The organism is Microbacterium limosum, from assembly GCF_036324365.1.
In the GTDB taxonomy this organism is placed as follows: domain Bacteria; phylum Actinomycetota; class Actinomycetes; order Actinomycetales; family Microbacteriaceae; genus Microbacterium; species Microbacterium limosum.
The window spans coordinates 667,675-681,146 of the sequence record NZ_CP137080.1; the positions used below are offsets into that span (position 1 = coordinate 667,675).

Below are 13,472 nucleotides of genomic sequence, written 5' to 3' on the forward strand. Positions count from 1 at the left end.
GAGTTCCCTGAGGGAAGCCCCAACACGGCCGCATGAAGGCCCTGACCCGAGCCCTGATCCGAGGAGATCGATGACCACCTGGGAGTACCTGACGACCCCGCTGCTGATCCACAACACGGCGGCGATCCTGAACAACTGGGGGAAGCAGGGGTGGGAGCTCGTCCAGGTGGTCCCGGGCCCCGAGGGAGGGCTCGTGGCCTACTTCAAGCGCCCCTCGGGCGGCGACCAGGGCCGGGGCAACGCCGGGCTCGCCGCGGCCGCCGAGGCATCCCGCCAGTTCGAAGGGCAGTGATCATGACCGTCTCCGCGCGCCTGGCCGAGCTCGGCATCGAACTGCCCGCCGTCGTCCCGCCCGTCGCGGCGTACGTGCCGGCGAAGGCTCACGGCGACCTCGTCTACACCGCCGGTCAGCTGCCCATCGTCGCGGGCTCGCTGCCGGCGACGGGCAAGGTCGGCGACGGCCCGGGCCTCGTCGCTCCGACGGATGCCGCGGCCTACGCGCGCCAGTGCGCCCTGAACGCGATCGCCGCCGCCGCAGCGGCCGTGGGCGGCCCCGACCGGCTCACCGGCGTTCTCAAGGTCACGGGCTTCGTCGCGTCCCCGCCCGACTTCACCGGTCAACCGGGCGTCGTCAACGGCGCGAGCGAGCTGCTCGGCGAGGTCTTCGGCGAGGCGGGACGCCACGCCCGCTCGGCGGTCGGCGTGCCCGTGCTGCCCCTGGATTCGCCCGTCGAGGTCGAGGTCGTCTTCACCTGGGAGTGATCACCGCACCTGCGCGCTGATGACGCTCATCACCGCGGTGTCCGCCAGCGTCGTCGTGTCGCCGACCTCGCGGCCCTCGGCCACGTCGCGCAGCAGCCGCCGCATGATCTTGCCGGATCGCGTCTTGGGCAGCTCGCCGACGATGTAGACGTCGCGGGGGCGGGCGATGGGTCCGATCTGCTCGCTCACCCACGCGCGCAGCGCCTGCGCGAGCCCGTCGGGGGAGTGCTTGTCGAGGTAGCTCTGCTTGATGATGACGAAGGCGACCACCGCCTGGCCCGTCGTCTCGTCCGACGCCCCCACCACGGCCGCCTCCGCCGTCGCCTCGTGAGCGACGAGGGCCGACTCGATCTCGGCCGTCGAGAGCCGGTGGCCCGACACGTTCATGACGTCGTCGACCCGGCCGAGGAGCCAGATGTCGCCGTCCTCGTCGCGCCGCGCGCCGTCGCCGGCGAAGTAGAAGCCCTTGTCCGAGAACTTCTCCCAGTAGGTCTCGACGAAACGCTCCGGGTCGCCCCAGATCCCGCGCAGCATGCTGGGCCACGGCTCGGTGACGACGAGCAGCCCGCCCGCGTCGTTTCCGACGTGGGCTCCCGCGTCATCCACGACATCCACGGTGATTCCGGGAAGCGGCACCTGTGCGCTGCCGGGCTTCGTCTCGGTCACGCCGGGGAGCGCCGAGATCATGATCGCGCCGGTCTCGGTCTGCCACCACGTGTCAACGATCGGAGTGCTGCCGCCCCCGATGACCTCGCGGTACCAGACCCACGCCTCCGGATTGATGGGCTCCCCGACGGACCCCAGCAGGCGCAGGCTCGACAGGTCGAAGCCCTGGGGCACCTGCCGCCCGATCTTCATGAACGACCGGATCGCCGTCGGCGCCGTGTAGAAGATCGTCACGCCGTACTTCTGGATGATCTCCCACCAGCGGCCGGGATGCGGGGTGTCAGGTGTGCCCTCGTAGAGCACCTGCGTCGCGCCGTTGGCGAGCGGGCCGTACGTCACATACGTGTGCCCCGTGATCCAGCCGACGTCCGCCGTGCACCAGTACACGTCGGTCTCGGGGTGCAGGTCGAACACATTCCGGTGCGTGTATGCGGCCTGCGTGAGGTATCCACCGGAGGTGTGCTGGATGCCCTTGGGCTTCCCGGTGGTGCCGGAGGTGTAGAGGATGAAGAGCGGGTTCTCGGCGTCGAAGGCCTGCGCGGTGTGCTCGGCGGATGCCGCGGGCACGGCCTCGTGCCACCAGATGTCGCGGCCGGGGGTCCACTCCACCTCATTTTGGCCGCGGCGTACCACGAGCACGTGCTCGACCGTCGCCTGCGGCCCCTGGCCGCCGCGGTCGGCGAGTGCCATGTCGACGGCGGGCTTGAGGGGAGAGACCTTGCCCTTGCGGTATCCGCCGTCGGCCGTGATGACGACCTTGGCGCCCGCGTCGTCGATGCGCGCACGGAGGCTGTCGGCGGAGAAGCCGCCGAAGACGACGGAGTGGATCGCGCCCAGGCGCGCGACGGCGAGCATCGCGGCGATCGCCTCGGGGATCATCGGCAGGTAGACGGCCACGCGATCCCCGGCATCCACGCCCAGCTCGGTGAGCACGTTGGCGACTCGCTTGACCTCGTCCGTCAGCTCCGCGTAGGTCACGGCGCGGGAGTCGCCGGGCTCGCCCTCCCACAGCAGCGCGACGCGGTCGCCGTTGCCCGCCTCGACGTGCCGGTCGAGGCAGTTGTACGCGACATTGAGGCGACCGTCGGCGAACCAGCGCGCGAACGGCGGGTTGGACCAGTCGAGCACCTCGGAGAAGGGTTCCGCCCACGTCAGCAGGTCCTTCGCCTGCCGGCCCCAGAACGCCTCCCGATCGGCGGCCGCAGCGTCGTACAGATCGGCCTGCGCGACGGCGCCGCGCGCGAACTCCTCGGGGGGAGCGAAGCGGCGGTTCTCGGACAGCAGGTGGTCGATCTGGCTCGTCATGTCGGGTGCGCTCCCTTGTGCGTGTCGACGTTGCGGGCGGCGGTGCCACGCCCCCGGCGGGCGTCGCCGGGTACGCACGAGAATCTACGGGAGCGCGGGCTCGGGGACTACCTCCGAAAGTCGGTGTCAGCTATCCGGACCCTCCTGTCCGATATACCGCTGCGACATGTCTGTCGGTGCTTTTGTCGGTGTATTCCCATTGCGTATGCTCAGGGGCGGCCGAACATTCGATCCTGGCATTGCGGCACCCCGCACCCCCCCTGCAAGGGGTCGCCGCGAGGCGGCATCCCATTCCCCCCATGGGATGCCGCCTTCTTCTCGTCCGGCGGTGCGCGGGTCCCGGCGCCGGCGTGCTGCCGCTCCTTCACAGCGTCGCGGCCGCGGGATCGTCCACCGTCGGCGGGCGGGTGAGTCGGGAGACGGTGGCGAGCACGTAGCGTCGCGGCATGCCGAACCCGTTCGTCGCCTACCCGAGTGCGGGCTCCGTGTCGGCCGTGCGACCCGGCGAAGCAGCCGCCGCGCCAGCCGACGCGAACGCGGGGCCCGGCCTCGCCTCTGCGGGGACGTCCGTGTCCGTGCCGTCCGCGCCCGAGCTCGCGCCGATCGCCGGACACCTCGCCGACCCCGCCGTGACCGACCTCTTCATCAACGGGGCGGCGGGTCTGTGGTGCGACCGGGGAGACGGCGCCGTCCGCGACCCGCTATGGAGCGCCGACGAGGCCACCGTGCGCGACTTGGCCGTCGCGCTCATCGGCCTGGGCGGTCGCCACCTGGACGAAGCCAGCCCCGCCGTCGATGTTCGGCTGGAGGGCGGCATGCGCGTCCACGCGGTACTGCCACCCGTTTCCACGGGCGGTACCACGCTGTCGGTTCGTATCCCGCGGGTCCGTCGCCCCACCCTCGACGACCTCGTCGCTCGCGGCACCTTCGAGGATCCCCGTGCGGCGGACTGGCTGAAGAGCATCGTCTCCGCGCGGGTGAACGTGCTCGTGACGGGGGGCGCGGGAAGCGGCAAGACCACTCTCCTGGCGGCGATGCTCTCCGCCGCCCCGCCGACCGAGCGGATCGTGACGATCGAGGACGTCGCGGAGCTGACGATCGCGCACCCTCATCACATCGCCCTCGAGGCGCGACAGGCGAATCTGGAGGGCGCGGGCGGCATAGGGCTGGCGCGGCTCGTGCGGGAGGCGTTGCGGATGCGCCCCGATCGGCTCGTTCTCGGCGAATGCCGAGGCGAAGAGGTGCGAGAGCTTCTCGCCGCGCTCAACACCGGACACGACGGCGGTGCGGGCACCGTGCACGCCAGCCGCATCGCCGAGGTTCCGGCGCGCCTGGAAGCTCTCGGAGCGCTGGCGGGCCTGAACGATGCGGCGCTCGCCCGGCAGGCGGTGGGCGCGATCCATTTCGTCCTTCACACGGAGCGGGACGCGCGGGGGACGCGGCGCCTGACCGGCGCCGGCGTCCTGCGCCTCGACGGCGGGCGTCTGGAGGTGAGCGAGTGCGCACCCTGGGCGTGATGCGCGGTCGTCGGCGTGGGGCGGACGCGGGTGAGGACGCGCCGGCCGACGCGGTGCACGCACTGGCGGTGCTGTTGCGCGCAGGTCTGCACCCGGGCTCGGCGTGGGCGTACCTCGCCGAGCAATCGCCCATCGTGGCCCCGATCGCCGCTGCCATCGCCTCTGGGCGACCGATACCCGCCGCCATCGAGGATGCCGGTGGGGACTGGGCGGACGTGGGCCGGGCGTGGCGGGTCGCCGCTCAGGTGGGCGCTCCGCTCGCCGAGACGCTGCAGGGGTTCGCGGAGGGCCTGCGCGACGCCGCAGACGCGCGGGACGACGTGCGGGTCGCGCTCGCCGAACCGACCGGTACCGCGCGGCTGATGCTCTGGTTGCCGGCCGCGGGGGCCGCCCTGGGCGCGGCACTGGGATTCGATGTCGTCGGCGCCGTTCTCGGCGACGTGCGAGGGGCGCTCTGCGTGATCGCCGGCATCGCCCTGATCGTCGCCGCGCGTGTGTGGACCGCGCGTCTGGTCGCCCGGGCTCAGCCTCCCGCCGAGACGCCCGGACTCGAGGCATCCCTCTTCGCGATCGCTCTCACGGGCGGTGTATCCCTGGACCGAGCCGCCCATATCGCGAGTGGGGGCGCCGTCCCCGATCGGGTGCGCGCGATCCTCGAGCTCTCGCGCCGTGCGGGAGTGCCCGCCGTCGAGCTCCTGCGGGCGGAGGCCAGCAGGGCACGGCATCGGGCACGTGTCGCCGGCCGCACCGCAGCCGCGCAGCTCGCCACGCGGCTGCTCCTGCCGCTCGGCGTGTGCACTCTGCCGTCGTTCCTTCTGCTCGCGGTCGCGCCACTCGTGCTGTCCGTCCTCGATTCCGCGGTCCTTCCCGCGCTCTGACCCCGCCACACACTCGCCCACCCACCGGAACCATCGAAGAGAGGACCAGTCATGACCGACCCCTTCACCCCTCGTGCGCAGCGCAGGCTTCGCCGCCGATTGCTCGACGACGATTCGGGTGCCGCGACCGCCGAATACGCGATCGCGACAATGGCCGCGGTGGCCTTCGCCGGGCTGCTCGTCGTCATCATGCGCAGCGATGAGGTGCGCGGCATCCTCACCGACCTGGTGCGACGCGCCCTCACCGTCGGATGAGCGCGGTGGTGCGGCGGCGGGATGACGGCGGGTCCGTCTCGGCCGAGTTCGCCGTCGCACTGCCCGCGATCGTGGTCATGGTTCTGCTGTCGGCGGGTGCCCTGACCGGTGCGGCTGCGGCGGTGCGGGCACAGGACGCCGCTGCGGACGCCGCCCGCCTCGTCGCGCGCGGCGAGGACGTGGGTGCGGCGACGTCCGTCGTGGTGCGCAGCGCCGGGCCGGCGCGCGTGCAGGTGCACCGCCGCGGCGAGCTGGTGTGCGCCGACGTGACGATCGACATCCGCGTCGCCGGGGTCGCCTTCCCCGTCACCGGCCGCTCGTGTGCGCTGGAGGGGGGTCTCTGATGCCCGGCACGCTGCTCGCGGCCGGAATCGTGGCGACGACGACCCTGCTCGCGGCAGGTCTGGCCGCCGCGGGCGGCGCATCGATCGCCTCGCAGCGGGCCGCCGGGGCCGCCGACGCCGCCGCGCTCGCCGCGGCGGACGCGGCCTCGGGGGCGGTCACGGGAGAGCCCTGCACCCGGGCCGCGGAGCTGGCGGCCGCGGCCGGCGCGCATATAGTGAGGTGCGAGATCGAGGGGCTCTACGCCGTCGTCGACGTGTCCGTCCCCTACGCCGGACTCGCCGCGACGGCGCGAGCCCGAGCAGGACCTGCGCCCGGCTCACAGTGACCGGTGTGTATGGTGTGCAACGACGAAAGGACGCCGTTGGCCACCAGCAAGAAGCTCGTCATCGTTGAGTCTCCGACGAAGATGAAGTCGATCCAGTCGTACCTGGGGGATGACTACGAGGTGCTCTCGTCGGTCGGACACATCCGTGACCTCGCCGACAAGAAGGACATCCCCGCCGACCTGAAGAAGACCTCGGTCGGTCGCTACTCGATCGACATCGAGAACGACTTCGAGCCCTATTACGTCGAGTCCGAGCGCGGTCGCAAGACCGTGGCCGAACTCAAGCGCGCCCTCAAGCAGGCCGACGAACTCCTGCTCGCCACTGATGAAGACCGCGAGGGCGAAGCCATCGCATGGCACCTGCTCGAGACGCTCAAGCCGAAGGTCCCCGTCAAGCGCATGGTGTTCCACGAGATCACCGAGGACGCCATCCGCGCCGCCGTCGAGCGCACCCGCGAGCTCGACCACGACCTCGTCGACGCGCAGGAGACCCGCCGCATCCTCGACCGCCTGTACGGATGGGACGTCTCTCCCGTGCTCTGGCGCAAGGTGGGGACGGGCCGCGACGGAGCGGCCCTCTCCGCCGGCCGCGTGCAGTCCGCGGCGACGCGTCTCGTCGTCGATCGCGAGCGCGAGCGCATCGCCTTCGTGTCGGCGTCGTACTGGGACATCGAAGCGATGGCGAGCCGGGATGCCGAGGCGTTCCGCGTCAAGCTCGTTCGCCTCGACGGGGCGACCATCGCCCGCGGTGCGGACTTCGACGAGGCCGGCGCCCTCAAGCGGGCCGTGGTCGTGCTCGACGAGGCGCAGGCGGGCGAACTCGCCGCCGCGGTCGCGGGCGTCGGCGCGGCATCCGTCACCAAGGTCGAGGCCAAGCCGGGCACACGCAGCCCCTACGCTCCCTTCACGACGTCGACGATGCAGCAGGAGGCCGGCCGCAAGCTCTCGATGAGCGCCAAGCACGCCATGAGCGTCGCGCAGCGCCTCTACGAGAAGGGCTACATCACCTACATGCGCACCGACTCGCAGTCGCTGTCGACTCAGGCGATCGAGGCGGCGCGCACGCAGGCCGTGGAGCTCTACGGCAAGGATGCGGTGCCGCTGAAGCCGCGCGTGTACAAGAGCAAGAGCAAGAACGCGCAGGAGGCGCACGAGGCGATCCGTCCCTCGGGCGAGACCTTCCGCACTCCCTCGTCCGTGGCGAGCGGGCTCGACCGCGACGAGCTGCGGCTCTACGACCTGATCTGGAAGCGCACCGTCGCGAGCCAGATGGCCGACGCGAAGTACGAGACCACCACCGTGACCCTCGAGGTCGAAGCGGGAGAGCGGCGGGCCGAGTTCACGGCATCCGGCACCGTCTACACCTTCAAGGGCTTCCTCGAGGCCTACGAGGAGGGCACCGACGAGAAGCGGGGCGACGCCGACAAGGGCGAGAACCAGTCGCTGCCCCAGTTGACCGCCGGCGACGAGGTCGCGATGGCCGACGTGGAGCCGAAGGGCCACCACACCACGCCCAAGCCGCGCTACACCGAGGCATCCCTGGTCAAGGCGCTCGAGGAGAAGGGGATCGGTCGTCCCTCGACGTTCGCGAGCATCATCGACACGATCCTCGACCGCGGGTACGTCACCAAGCGCGGTCAGGCGCTCGTGCCGAGCTGGATCGCGTTCAGCGTCGTGCGGCTGCTCGAGGAGAACTTCCCCGACCTCGTCGACTACGACTTCACCGCGGCCCTCGAGGACGATCTCGACGCCATCGCGCGGGGCGAGCAGCACCGCGTCGAGTGGCTGCGCGCCTTCTACTTCGGCGACGAGGGCCACGTCGGCCTCCGCAACGTCGTCGACAACCTGGGCGAGATCGACGCGCGCGAGCTGAACTCGCGTCCCGTGAGCGAGAACGTCACGCTGCGCATCGGCAAATACGGTCCGTACCTCGAGGTCGTCGACCCCGAGAAGCCCGACGCCGACCCCCGCCGGGTCAACATCCCCGAGGACCTGGCTCCCGACGAGCTCACGCCCGCCAAGGCGCAGGAGCTCATCGACGCGCCGGTCGCGGGAGACCGCGTGCTCGGAGAGCACCCCGAGACGGGCAAGCTCATCGTCGTCAAGGACGGCCGGTTCGGCCCGTACATCCAAGAGGTCGAGCCCGTCGACCCCGACGCCGTCGACGAGGCCACGGGTGAGGTCGTCGACCCGCCGAAGAAGCGCGGGGCCAAGAAGGAAGCGGCGCCCAAGCCGCGGACGGCGTCGCTGTTCAAGAGCATGTCGGTCGACACGATCGACCTCGACACCGCCCTGCGGCTGCTGGAGCTGCCCCGCACCGTGGGCACCGACCCCGAGTCGGGCGAGGCCATCACGGCGCAGAACGGCCGGTACGGCCCGTACCTGAAGAAGGGCACCGACTCGCGGTCGCTGGAGAGCGAGCAGCAGATCTTCGACATCGACCTCGAGGGCGCGCTCGCGATCTACGCGCAGCCGAAGTACGGGGCCCGTCGTGCGTCGAGCGCGCTCAAGGAGTTCGATGCAGACCCCGTGAGCGGCAAGCCGATCCGCATCCGCGACGGCCGATTCGGGGCGTACGTCACCGACGGCGAGACGAATGCGACCATCCCGCGCGGCGAGACGGTCGAGGACGTCGACTTCGAACGCGCGAAGCAGCTGCTCGCCGACAAGCGCGCGAAGGGCCCGGCCCCCAAGCGCACGACCAAGAGGACGAGCACGCGCAAGGCGCCGGCGAAGAAGTCATGACGGATGCCGCCGCCCGCGGACTCTGGATCACCCTCGAGGGCGGTGACGGAGCGGGCAAGACCACGCAGGCAGGTCTGCTCGAGTCGTGGCTGCGGGAGCGTGGACGCGAAGTCGTCCGCACCCGCGAGCCGGGCGGCACCGAGGTGGGGACGCTGATCCGCGACATCGTGCTGCACCACCGCGGGGACGTCGCGCCCCGCGCGGAGGCCCTGCTGTACGCCGCAGATCGCGCGCACCACGTGGCGACGCTCGTGCGCCCGGCGCTCGCGCGCGGCCAGGTCGTGGTGCAGGACCGCTACCTCGACTCGTCCGTGGCGTATCAGGGTGCCGGGCGCGTGCTCGATGCGGCCGAGGTGCGCGAGCTGTCGCTATGGGCGACGGAGGGGGCCCTGCCCGACCTGACGGTGCTGCTCGACCTCGACCCCGCAGCGGCGCGTGCCCGCCTGGACGCCGCCGACAAGCCGTTCGATCGGCTCGAGGCGGAACGTGAGGAATTCCACGTGCGGGTGCGGGAGGCCTTCCGCGCTCTCGCGGACGCCGAGCCCCAGCGTTTCCTCGTGCTCGACGCGTCGCGTCCGGCCGCCGACCTCGCCGCCGCTGTCCGGGAACGCGTGACCGCTCTTCTCTGACGGCGTGCGCGCCGACCGGACAACATTCCGGAAGGATGCCGCTCTGCGGCTGTGGCTGAGGGACTGCGGATCCCTCGGGGGCCATCGATCCGGAGTGTTGTCGCCTTCCCGGGTCGGACGGGCCCGCCCTGCTGCCGGCGCAGGAGCGGATGTCGGGCCTGGGGATAGGCTGAGGCGGTGCCCTCGACTGCCGATACGACCACCCTCCCTTGGGGGAGCGTCTGGGGGCAGGAGGCCGCGGTCGACTCGCTGAGGGCAGCCGCATCCGACGTTCAGGGCATGACGCACGCCTGGCTCATCACGGGGCCCCCGGGATCGGGCCGCTCGACTCTCGCGTACGCGTTCGCCGCCGCCCTCATCGCCGCCGACGAGCGTGACGAGCCGACCATGCGGCAGGTGCTCGCGGGCACCCACCCCGACCTCACGGCGCTGCGGACCGAGCGCGTGATCATCACGATCGACGAGGCGCGGCGGCTCGTGGAGCGAGCGGCGTTCTCGCCCTCCCTCGGTCGGCACCGCGTGATCGTCGTCGAGGATGCCGACCGCATGACCGAGCGCACCTCGAACGTCCTGCTGAAGTCGCTCGAGGAGCCGCCCGAGCGCACAGTGTGGGTGCTGTGCGCCCCGAGCGACGCCGATCTTCTGCCGACCATCCGCTCGCGTGTGCGCACGCTGCGGCTGCGCGAGCCCGAGGTCGGCGATGTCGCCGCCCTCGTGCGGTCCCGCACGGGCGTGTCCGCGGAGATCGCCGAACAGGCCGCACGGCACGCGCAGCGCCACATCGGCATGGCCCAGCGCCTCGCGACGGATGCCGCGGCCCGCGAGCGCCGTGACGAGACGCTCCGCTCGGTGCTCCGAGTGCGGGGCGTGGGCGATGCCGTGGAGGTGGCGGCGCGCATCGTCGAGGTGGCGACCGACGACGCCAAGGCCCTGACCGCCGAGCGCGACGCGGAGGAGCGGGCGACGCTGCTGCGCACGATCGGCGTCTCCGAGGGGCAGGCCGTGCCGCCCGCCGTGCGCTCGCAGCTCTCGGCCCTCGAGGACGACCAGAAGCGCCGCGCGACACGCAGTCTCCGCGACGGGATCGACCGCGTGCTCACCGACCTGCAGTCGCTGTTCCGCGACGTCGTGATGCTGCAGTTCGGCCGCGCGGAAGGACTGGTCAACACCGAGCTCTCATCGGATCTGCGCGCGCTGGCAGGTGCCTGGGAGCCCGTGCGCACGCTCGCCGTGCTCGATCAGCTGCAGACGACGCGGCGTAGTCTGGAGCAGAACGCCGCTCCCGCTCTCGCTCTCGAGAGCTTGCTCGTGACGGTGATCAGCGGGAGGACCACCACGTGATCAGCACTCTTCGGCGGCGCGCTCGCCGCGCAACCGCCGCGCTCGCCGCGCTCGCCGCGGCATCCCTCGCGCTGACGGCGTGCCTCTACGCGGCGATCCCGGAGGAGGACGCTGCCGTCGGGCCGCAGGCGCCGGCCGATATCCCGGCCGATCTGGAGGGCTTCTACAGCCAGGAGCCGCAGTGGACGTCGTGCGGCGAAGGGTTCGAGTGCGCGATCGTCGCTTCCCCGCTCGATTGGGACGACCCGGCGTTCGGCGTGATCGAGCTCTCGGTCGTCCGTCACACGGCCGGTGGCGGCGCGCCCATTGGTTCGCTCCTGACCAACCCCGGCGGACCGGGCGCCAGCGGGGTCGTTCTCGTGCGGGACTCGCTCGACTTCGCCGTCGGCCAGTCGGTCATCGACACCTACGACGTCGTCGGCTTCGATCCCCGCGGGGTCGGCGAATCGACGGCCGTCGCCTGCCTGGACCCGGCCGAGATGGACGCCTACCTGTACGACATCCCGGCCGCGCCGCGAGGATCGGCCGAGTGGGAGGCAGAGCTGGAGGAGCGCAATCGCGCCTTCGCCGATGCCTGCGAGGCGAACAGCGACGGCATCCTGCCCTTCATCACGACCGAGAACTCCGCGCGTGACATGGACCTGCTGCGGGCCGTCCTAGGAGAGGATAAGCTCAACTTCCTCGGGTACTCCTACGGCACGTTCCTCGGCGCCACCTACGCGGAGCTGTATCCCGAGAACGTCGGCCGGCTCGTGCTCGACGGCGCGATCGACCCGGCGGTGTCGGGGTTGGATGTCGGCACGATCCAGGGCGTCGGATTCGAGAACGCGCTGCGCGCCTTCATGGCGGACTGCCTCGACATGGCGGAGTGCCCGTTCCGGGGAAGCGTCGACCAGGCGATGTCCGATCTCGGTGCGCTGCTGGCGAGCGTCGATCGCTCCCCGCTTCCCGCAGCCGACGGGCGGATGCTGGGGGCCGACAGCCTGCTGACGGCGATCATCGCCGCGCTGTACTCCGAGGGCAACTGGCCGTTCCTCACCGGCGCGCTCTCCGACGCGTTGCAGGGAGACCCCGAAGTCGCCTTCCAGCTCGCGGACTTCTACAACGGGCGCCAGGCGGGGGAGTACCTCGACAATTCGACCGAGGCGTTCCGGGCCTACAACTGCATGGACTACCCGAACGACATCACCGACGAGGAGGAAGCGGCGGCCGAAGCGCTGCTCGCGGCGGAGGCGCCGACCGTCGCTCCGTACTGGTCGGGTCCCGACCCGTGCGAGGTCTGGCCGTACGATCCGACCGGCACCCGCGGTGAGATCGCGGCGGAGGGCGCCGCGCCGATCGTCGTCGTCGGCACCACGGGAGACCCGGCGACGCCGTACGAGTGGTCGGTCGCCCTCGCGGAGCAGCTCGCATCGGGCGTCCTCGTGACCAACGTCGGTGAGGGGCACACGGGCTACAACAAGGGCAACGCGTGCGTGGATGACGCGGTGGAGGCCTACCTCGTCGACGGTGTCGTGCCCGCCGAGGGGCTGTGCGGCTGAGCGCGAGCGTGCCCCCGCCCCGGCGCCTGGCCCGCGCGTTCGCGGCGGCACCGGCGACGCTGTAAGATCGTTGCTTGTGCACGCGCGAGCGGGCACGCGCCACCTTAGCTCAGACGGCAGAGCGATTCACTCGTAATGAATAGGTCAAGGGTTCGATTCCCTTAGGTGGCTCCACATACTCGACTCCGAGATTCGCATTGGCATTCGGGCACCACCTGGACTCTACGTCGGCTCTCGGCCATTCCTCTCACCGTCCCTCTTGCCCTGCCCGTCGAGTTCACTCTCGTTTTCAGATTCGTCGGTTCGCGGCCTCGCCGGCAGGCCGAACGTCCCGAGAGCACGCGCACCGGTGCCGGGTGCTCTGGTACGCGGTCGAGATCCTTCGAAGCTGCGCACGTCCCCGCGGACCCGCGCGTGCTCCCTTGGCAGAGGCGGCGAGTACGTCCCATTCGTCGTGTTGCTCGATGAGGACGTGCCCGGCGAGGCGGAGCAGCGCGGCGGGGTTGGGGAACGTGCCGACGACGTCGGTGCGGCGTTTGATCTCCTTGTTGACGCGCTCGAGCACGCTCGAGCGGGTTCGTGGACCAGATCTGCGGCCAGTGTTGCTGGGGGAACTCGCAGAACGCGAGGATGCCGTCCTTCGCGTCTTCGAGCATGCTGGCGATCTTCGGGTGCAACCGGGTGAGCATCCGCACGACCTCGTGGAACTGGGCGAACACGTGCTCGGTGTCGGGCTGCGCGAAGATCGTGCGGATGATCGACGCGACCATCGGGCCGGCCGTCTTCGGAACGTGGGAGAGCACGTTCCGCATGAAATGGACCTGGCATCGTTGCCAGCTGGAGCCGACGACGACCGTCTCGATCGCCGCGGTCAAGCCGGTGTGCGCGTCGCTGATCACGAGCTTCACCCCGTCCAACCCGCAGGCCTTCAACGACCGCAGGAACGTGGTCCAGAACGGCTGCGATTCGGTGTCTCCGACCTCGAAGCCGAGGATCTCCCGGCGGCCGTCCGCCGCGACGCCGACCGCGACCACGACCGCGTGCGATACCACCCGGCGGCCGACGCGGGCTTTGATAGAGCGTCTCGGTCGCTGTCCGGATCTGGTCGTTGACATCGGTGAGTTTCAGTTCCCCGAGGAGCCCGAGGAGGGCAGACTGGTCAA

General features: G+C 71.1%; 12 protein-coding genes, 1 tRNA gene and 1 pseudogene. 12 read left to right on the plus strand and 2 right to left on the minus strand.

The window, feature by feature from the left end; translation table 11 throughout:
* The first annotated feature begins 70 nt into the window (after positions 1 to 70).
* Positions 71 to 292 (plus strand): Sp36 family protein, encoded by a 222-nt coding sequence (locus tag RYJ27_RS03265; RefSeq protein WP_330171324.1) that lies wholly within the window; start codon positions 71 to 73, stop codon positions 290 to 292.
* A gap of 2 nt (positions 293 to 294) precedes the next feature.
* Positions 295 to 762, plus strand: a complete 468-nt coding sequence (locus RYJ27_RS03270) for a RidA family protein (protein WP_330171325.1) — start codon at positions 295 to 297, stop codon at positions 760 to 762.
* On the opposite strand, the gene acs is transcribed toward RYJ27_RS03270, so the two are convergent.
* Positions 763 to 2,733, minus strand: a complete 1,971-nt coding sequence (gene acs / locus RYJ27_RS03275) for an acetate--CoA ligase (RefSeq protein ID WP_330171326.1) — start codon at positions 2,731 to 2,733, stop codon at positions 763 to 765. It abuts the gene before it with no gap.
* 446 nt (positions 2,734 to 3,179) lie between these two features.
* Here acs and RYJ27_RS03280 point away from each other — a divergent pair, with 446 nt between their 5' ends.
* The 10 genes from RYJ27_RS03280 to RYJ27_RS03325 all read left to right on the plus strand — a co-directional run bounded on the left by RYJ27_RS03280 (position 3,180) and on the right by RYJ27_RS03325 (position 12,483).
* Complete coding sequence (locus tag RYJ27_RS03280; protein WP_330171327.1) at positions 3,180 to 4,250, plus strand: TadA family conjugal transfer-associated ATPase; 1,071 nt, start codon at positions 3,180 to 3,182, stop codon at positions 4,248 to 4,250.
* Entirely contained in the window at positions 4,250 to 5,128 is an 879-nt protein-coding gene (locus RYJ27_RS03285; protein ID WP_330171328.1) for a type II secretion system F family protein, read from the plus strand. Before RYJ27_RS03280 ends, RYJ27_RS03285 begins: the two co-directional genes overlap by 1 nt.
* 51 nt (positions 5,129 to 5,179) lie before the next feature.
* Positions 5,180 to 5,383 carry a DUF4244 domain-containing protein gene (locus tag RYJ27_RS03290; RefSeq protein WP_330171329.1) on the plus strand — a complete coding sequence of 68 codons (204 nt, stop codon included), beginning with the start codon at positions 5,180 to 5,182 and terminating at the stop codon, positions 5,381 to 5,383.
* Positions 5,380 to 5,727: a TadE family type IV pilus minor pilin gene (locus RYJ27_RS03295; protein ID WP_330171330.1), complete on the plus strand. Its 348-nt coding sequence runs from the start codon at positions 5,380 to 5,382 to the stop codon at positions 5,725 to 5,727. The genes RYJ27_RS03290 and RYJ27_RS03295 overlap by 4 nt, the downstream gene beginning before the upstream one ends.
* Positions 5,727 to 6,053 (plus strand): Rv3654c family TadE-like protein, encoded by a 327-nt coding sequence (locus tag RYJ27_RS03300; protein ID WP_330171331.1) that lies wholly within the window; start codon positions 5,727 to 5,729, stop codon positions 6,051 to 6,053. Before RYJ27_RS03295 ends, RYJ27_RS03300 begins: the two co-directional genes overlap by 1 nt.
* A 36-nt stretch (positions 6,054 to 6,089) precedes the next feature.
* The gene (topA, locus tag RYJ27_RS03305) at positions 6,090 to 8,798 is read left to right on the plus strand and encodes a type I DNA topoisomerase (RefSeq protein WP_330171332.1); all 2,709 of its coding nucleotides are present in this window, start codon (positions 6,090 to 6,092) and stop codon (positions 8,796 to 8,798) included.
* On the plus strand, positions 8,795 to 9,427 hold the full coding sequence (gene tmk, locus RYJ27_RS03310) for a dTMP kinase (protein WP_330171333.1): 633 nt from the start codon (positions 8,795 to 8,797) through the stop codon (positions 9,425 to 9,427). Before topA ends, tmk begins: the two co-directional genes overlap by 4 nt.
* Before the next feature lie 177 nt (positions 9,428 to 9,604).
* Entirely contained in the window at positions 9,605 to 10,768 is a 1,164-nt protein-coding gene (locus RYJ27_RS03315) for a DNA polymerase III subunit delta' (protein WP_330171334.1), read from the plus strand.
* A complete protein-coding gene (locus RYJ27_RS03320) occupies positions 10,765 to 12,309 on the plus strand; it encodes an alpha/beta hydrolase (RefSeq protein ID WP_330171335.1) in 1,545 nt (514 codons plus the stop codon). The genes RYJ27_RS03315 and RYJ27_RS03320 overlap by 4 nt, the downstream gene beginning before the upstream one ends.
* A 98-nt stretch (positions 12,310 to 12,407) precedes the next feature.
* Positions 12,408 to 12,483 (plus strand) — tRNA-Thr (locus RYJ27_RS03325).
* A 115-nt stretch (positions 12,484 to 12,598) separates the two neighbouring features.
* On the opposite strand, the pseudogene RYJ27_RS03330 reads toward RYJ27_RS03325, so the two are convergent.
* Positions 12,599 to 13,382: pseudogene (locus tag RYJ27_RS03330) on the minus strand (IS256 family transposase); the annotation flags it as partial.
* Between the last annotated feature and the right edge of the window lie 90 nt (positions 13,383 to 13,472).

Excerpts from the sequence above, each read along its gene's own strand:
- RYJ27_RS03290 (WP_330171329.1), top strand. The coding sequence starts at position 5,180 with ATGACCGACCCCTTCACCCCTCGTGCGCAGCGCAGGCTTCGCCGCCGA.
- RYJ27_RS03295 (WP_330171330.1), top strand. The coding sequence starts at position 5,380 with ATGAGCGCGGTGGTGCGGCGGCGGGATGACGGCGGGTCCGTCTCGGCC.
- RYJ27_RS03265 (WP_330171324.1), top strand. The coding sequence starts at position 71 with ATGACCACCTGGGAGTACCTGACGACCCCGCTGCTGATCCACAACACG.
- RYJ27_RS03300 (WP_330171331.1), top strand. The coding sequence starts at position 5,727 with ATGCCCGGCACGCTGCTCGCGGCCGGAATCGTGGCGACGACGACCCTG.
- tmk (WP_330171333.1), top strand. The coding sequence starts at position 8,795 with ATGACGGATGCCGCCGCCCGCGGACTCTGGATCACCCTCGAGGGCGGT.
- RYJ27_RS03280 (WP_330171327.1), top strand. The coding sequence starts at position 3,180 with ATGCCGAACCCGTTCGTCGCCTACCCGAGTGCGGGCTCCGTGTCGGCC.
- acs (WP_330171326.1), bottom strand. The coding sequence starts at position 2,733 with ATGACGAGCCAGATCGACCACCTGCTGTCCGAGAACCGCCGCTTCGCT.
- RYJ27_RS03285 (WP_330171328.1), top strand. The coding sequence starts at position 4,250 with ATGCGCGGTCGTCGGCGTGGGGCGGACGCGGGTGAGGACGCGCCGGCC.
- RYJ27_RS03270 (WP_330171325.1), top strand. The coding sequence starts at position 295 with ATGACCGTCTCCGCGCGCCTGGCCGAGCTCGGCATCGAACTGCCCGCC.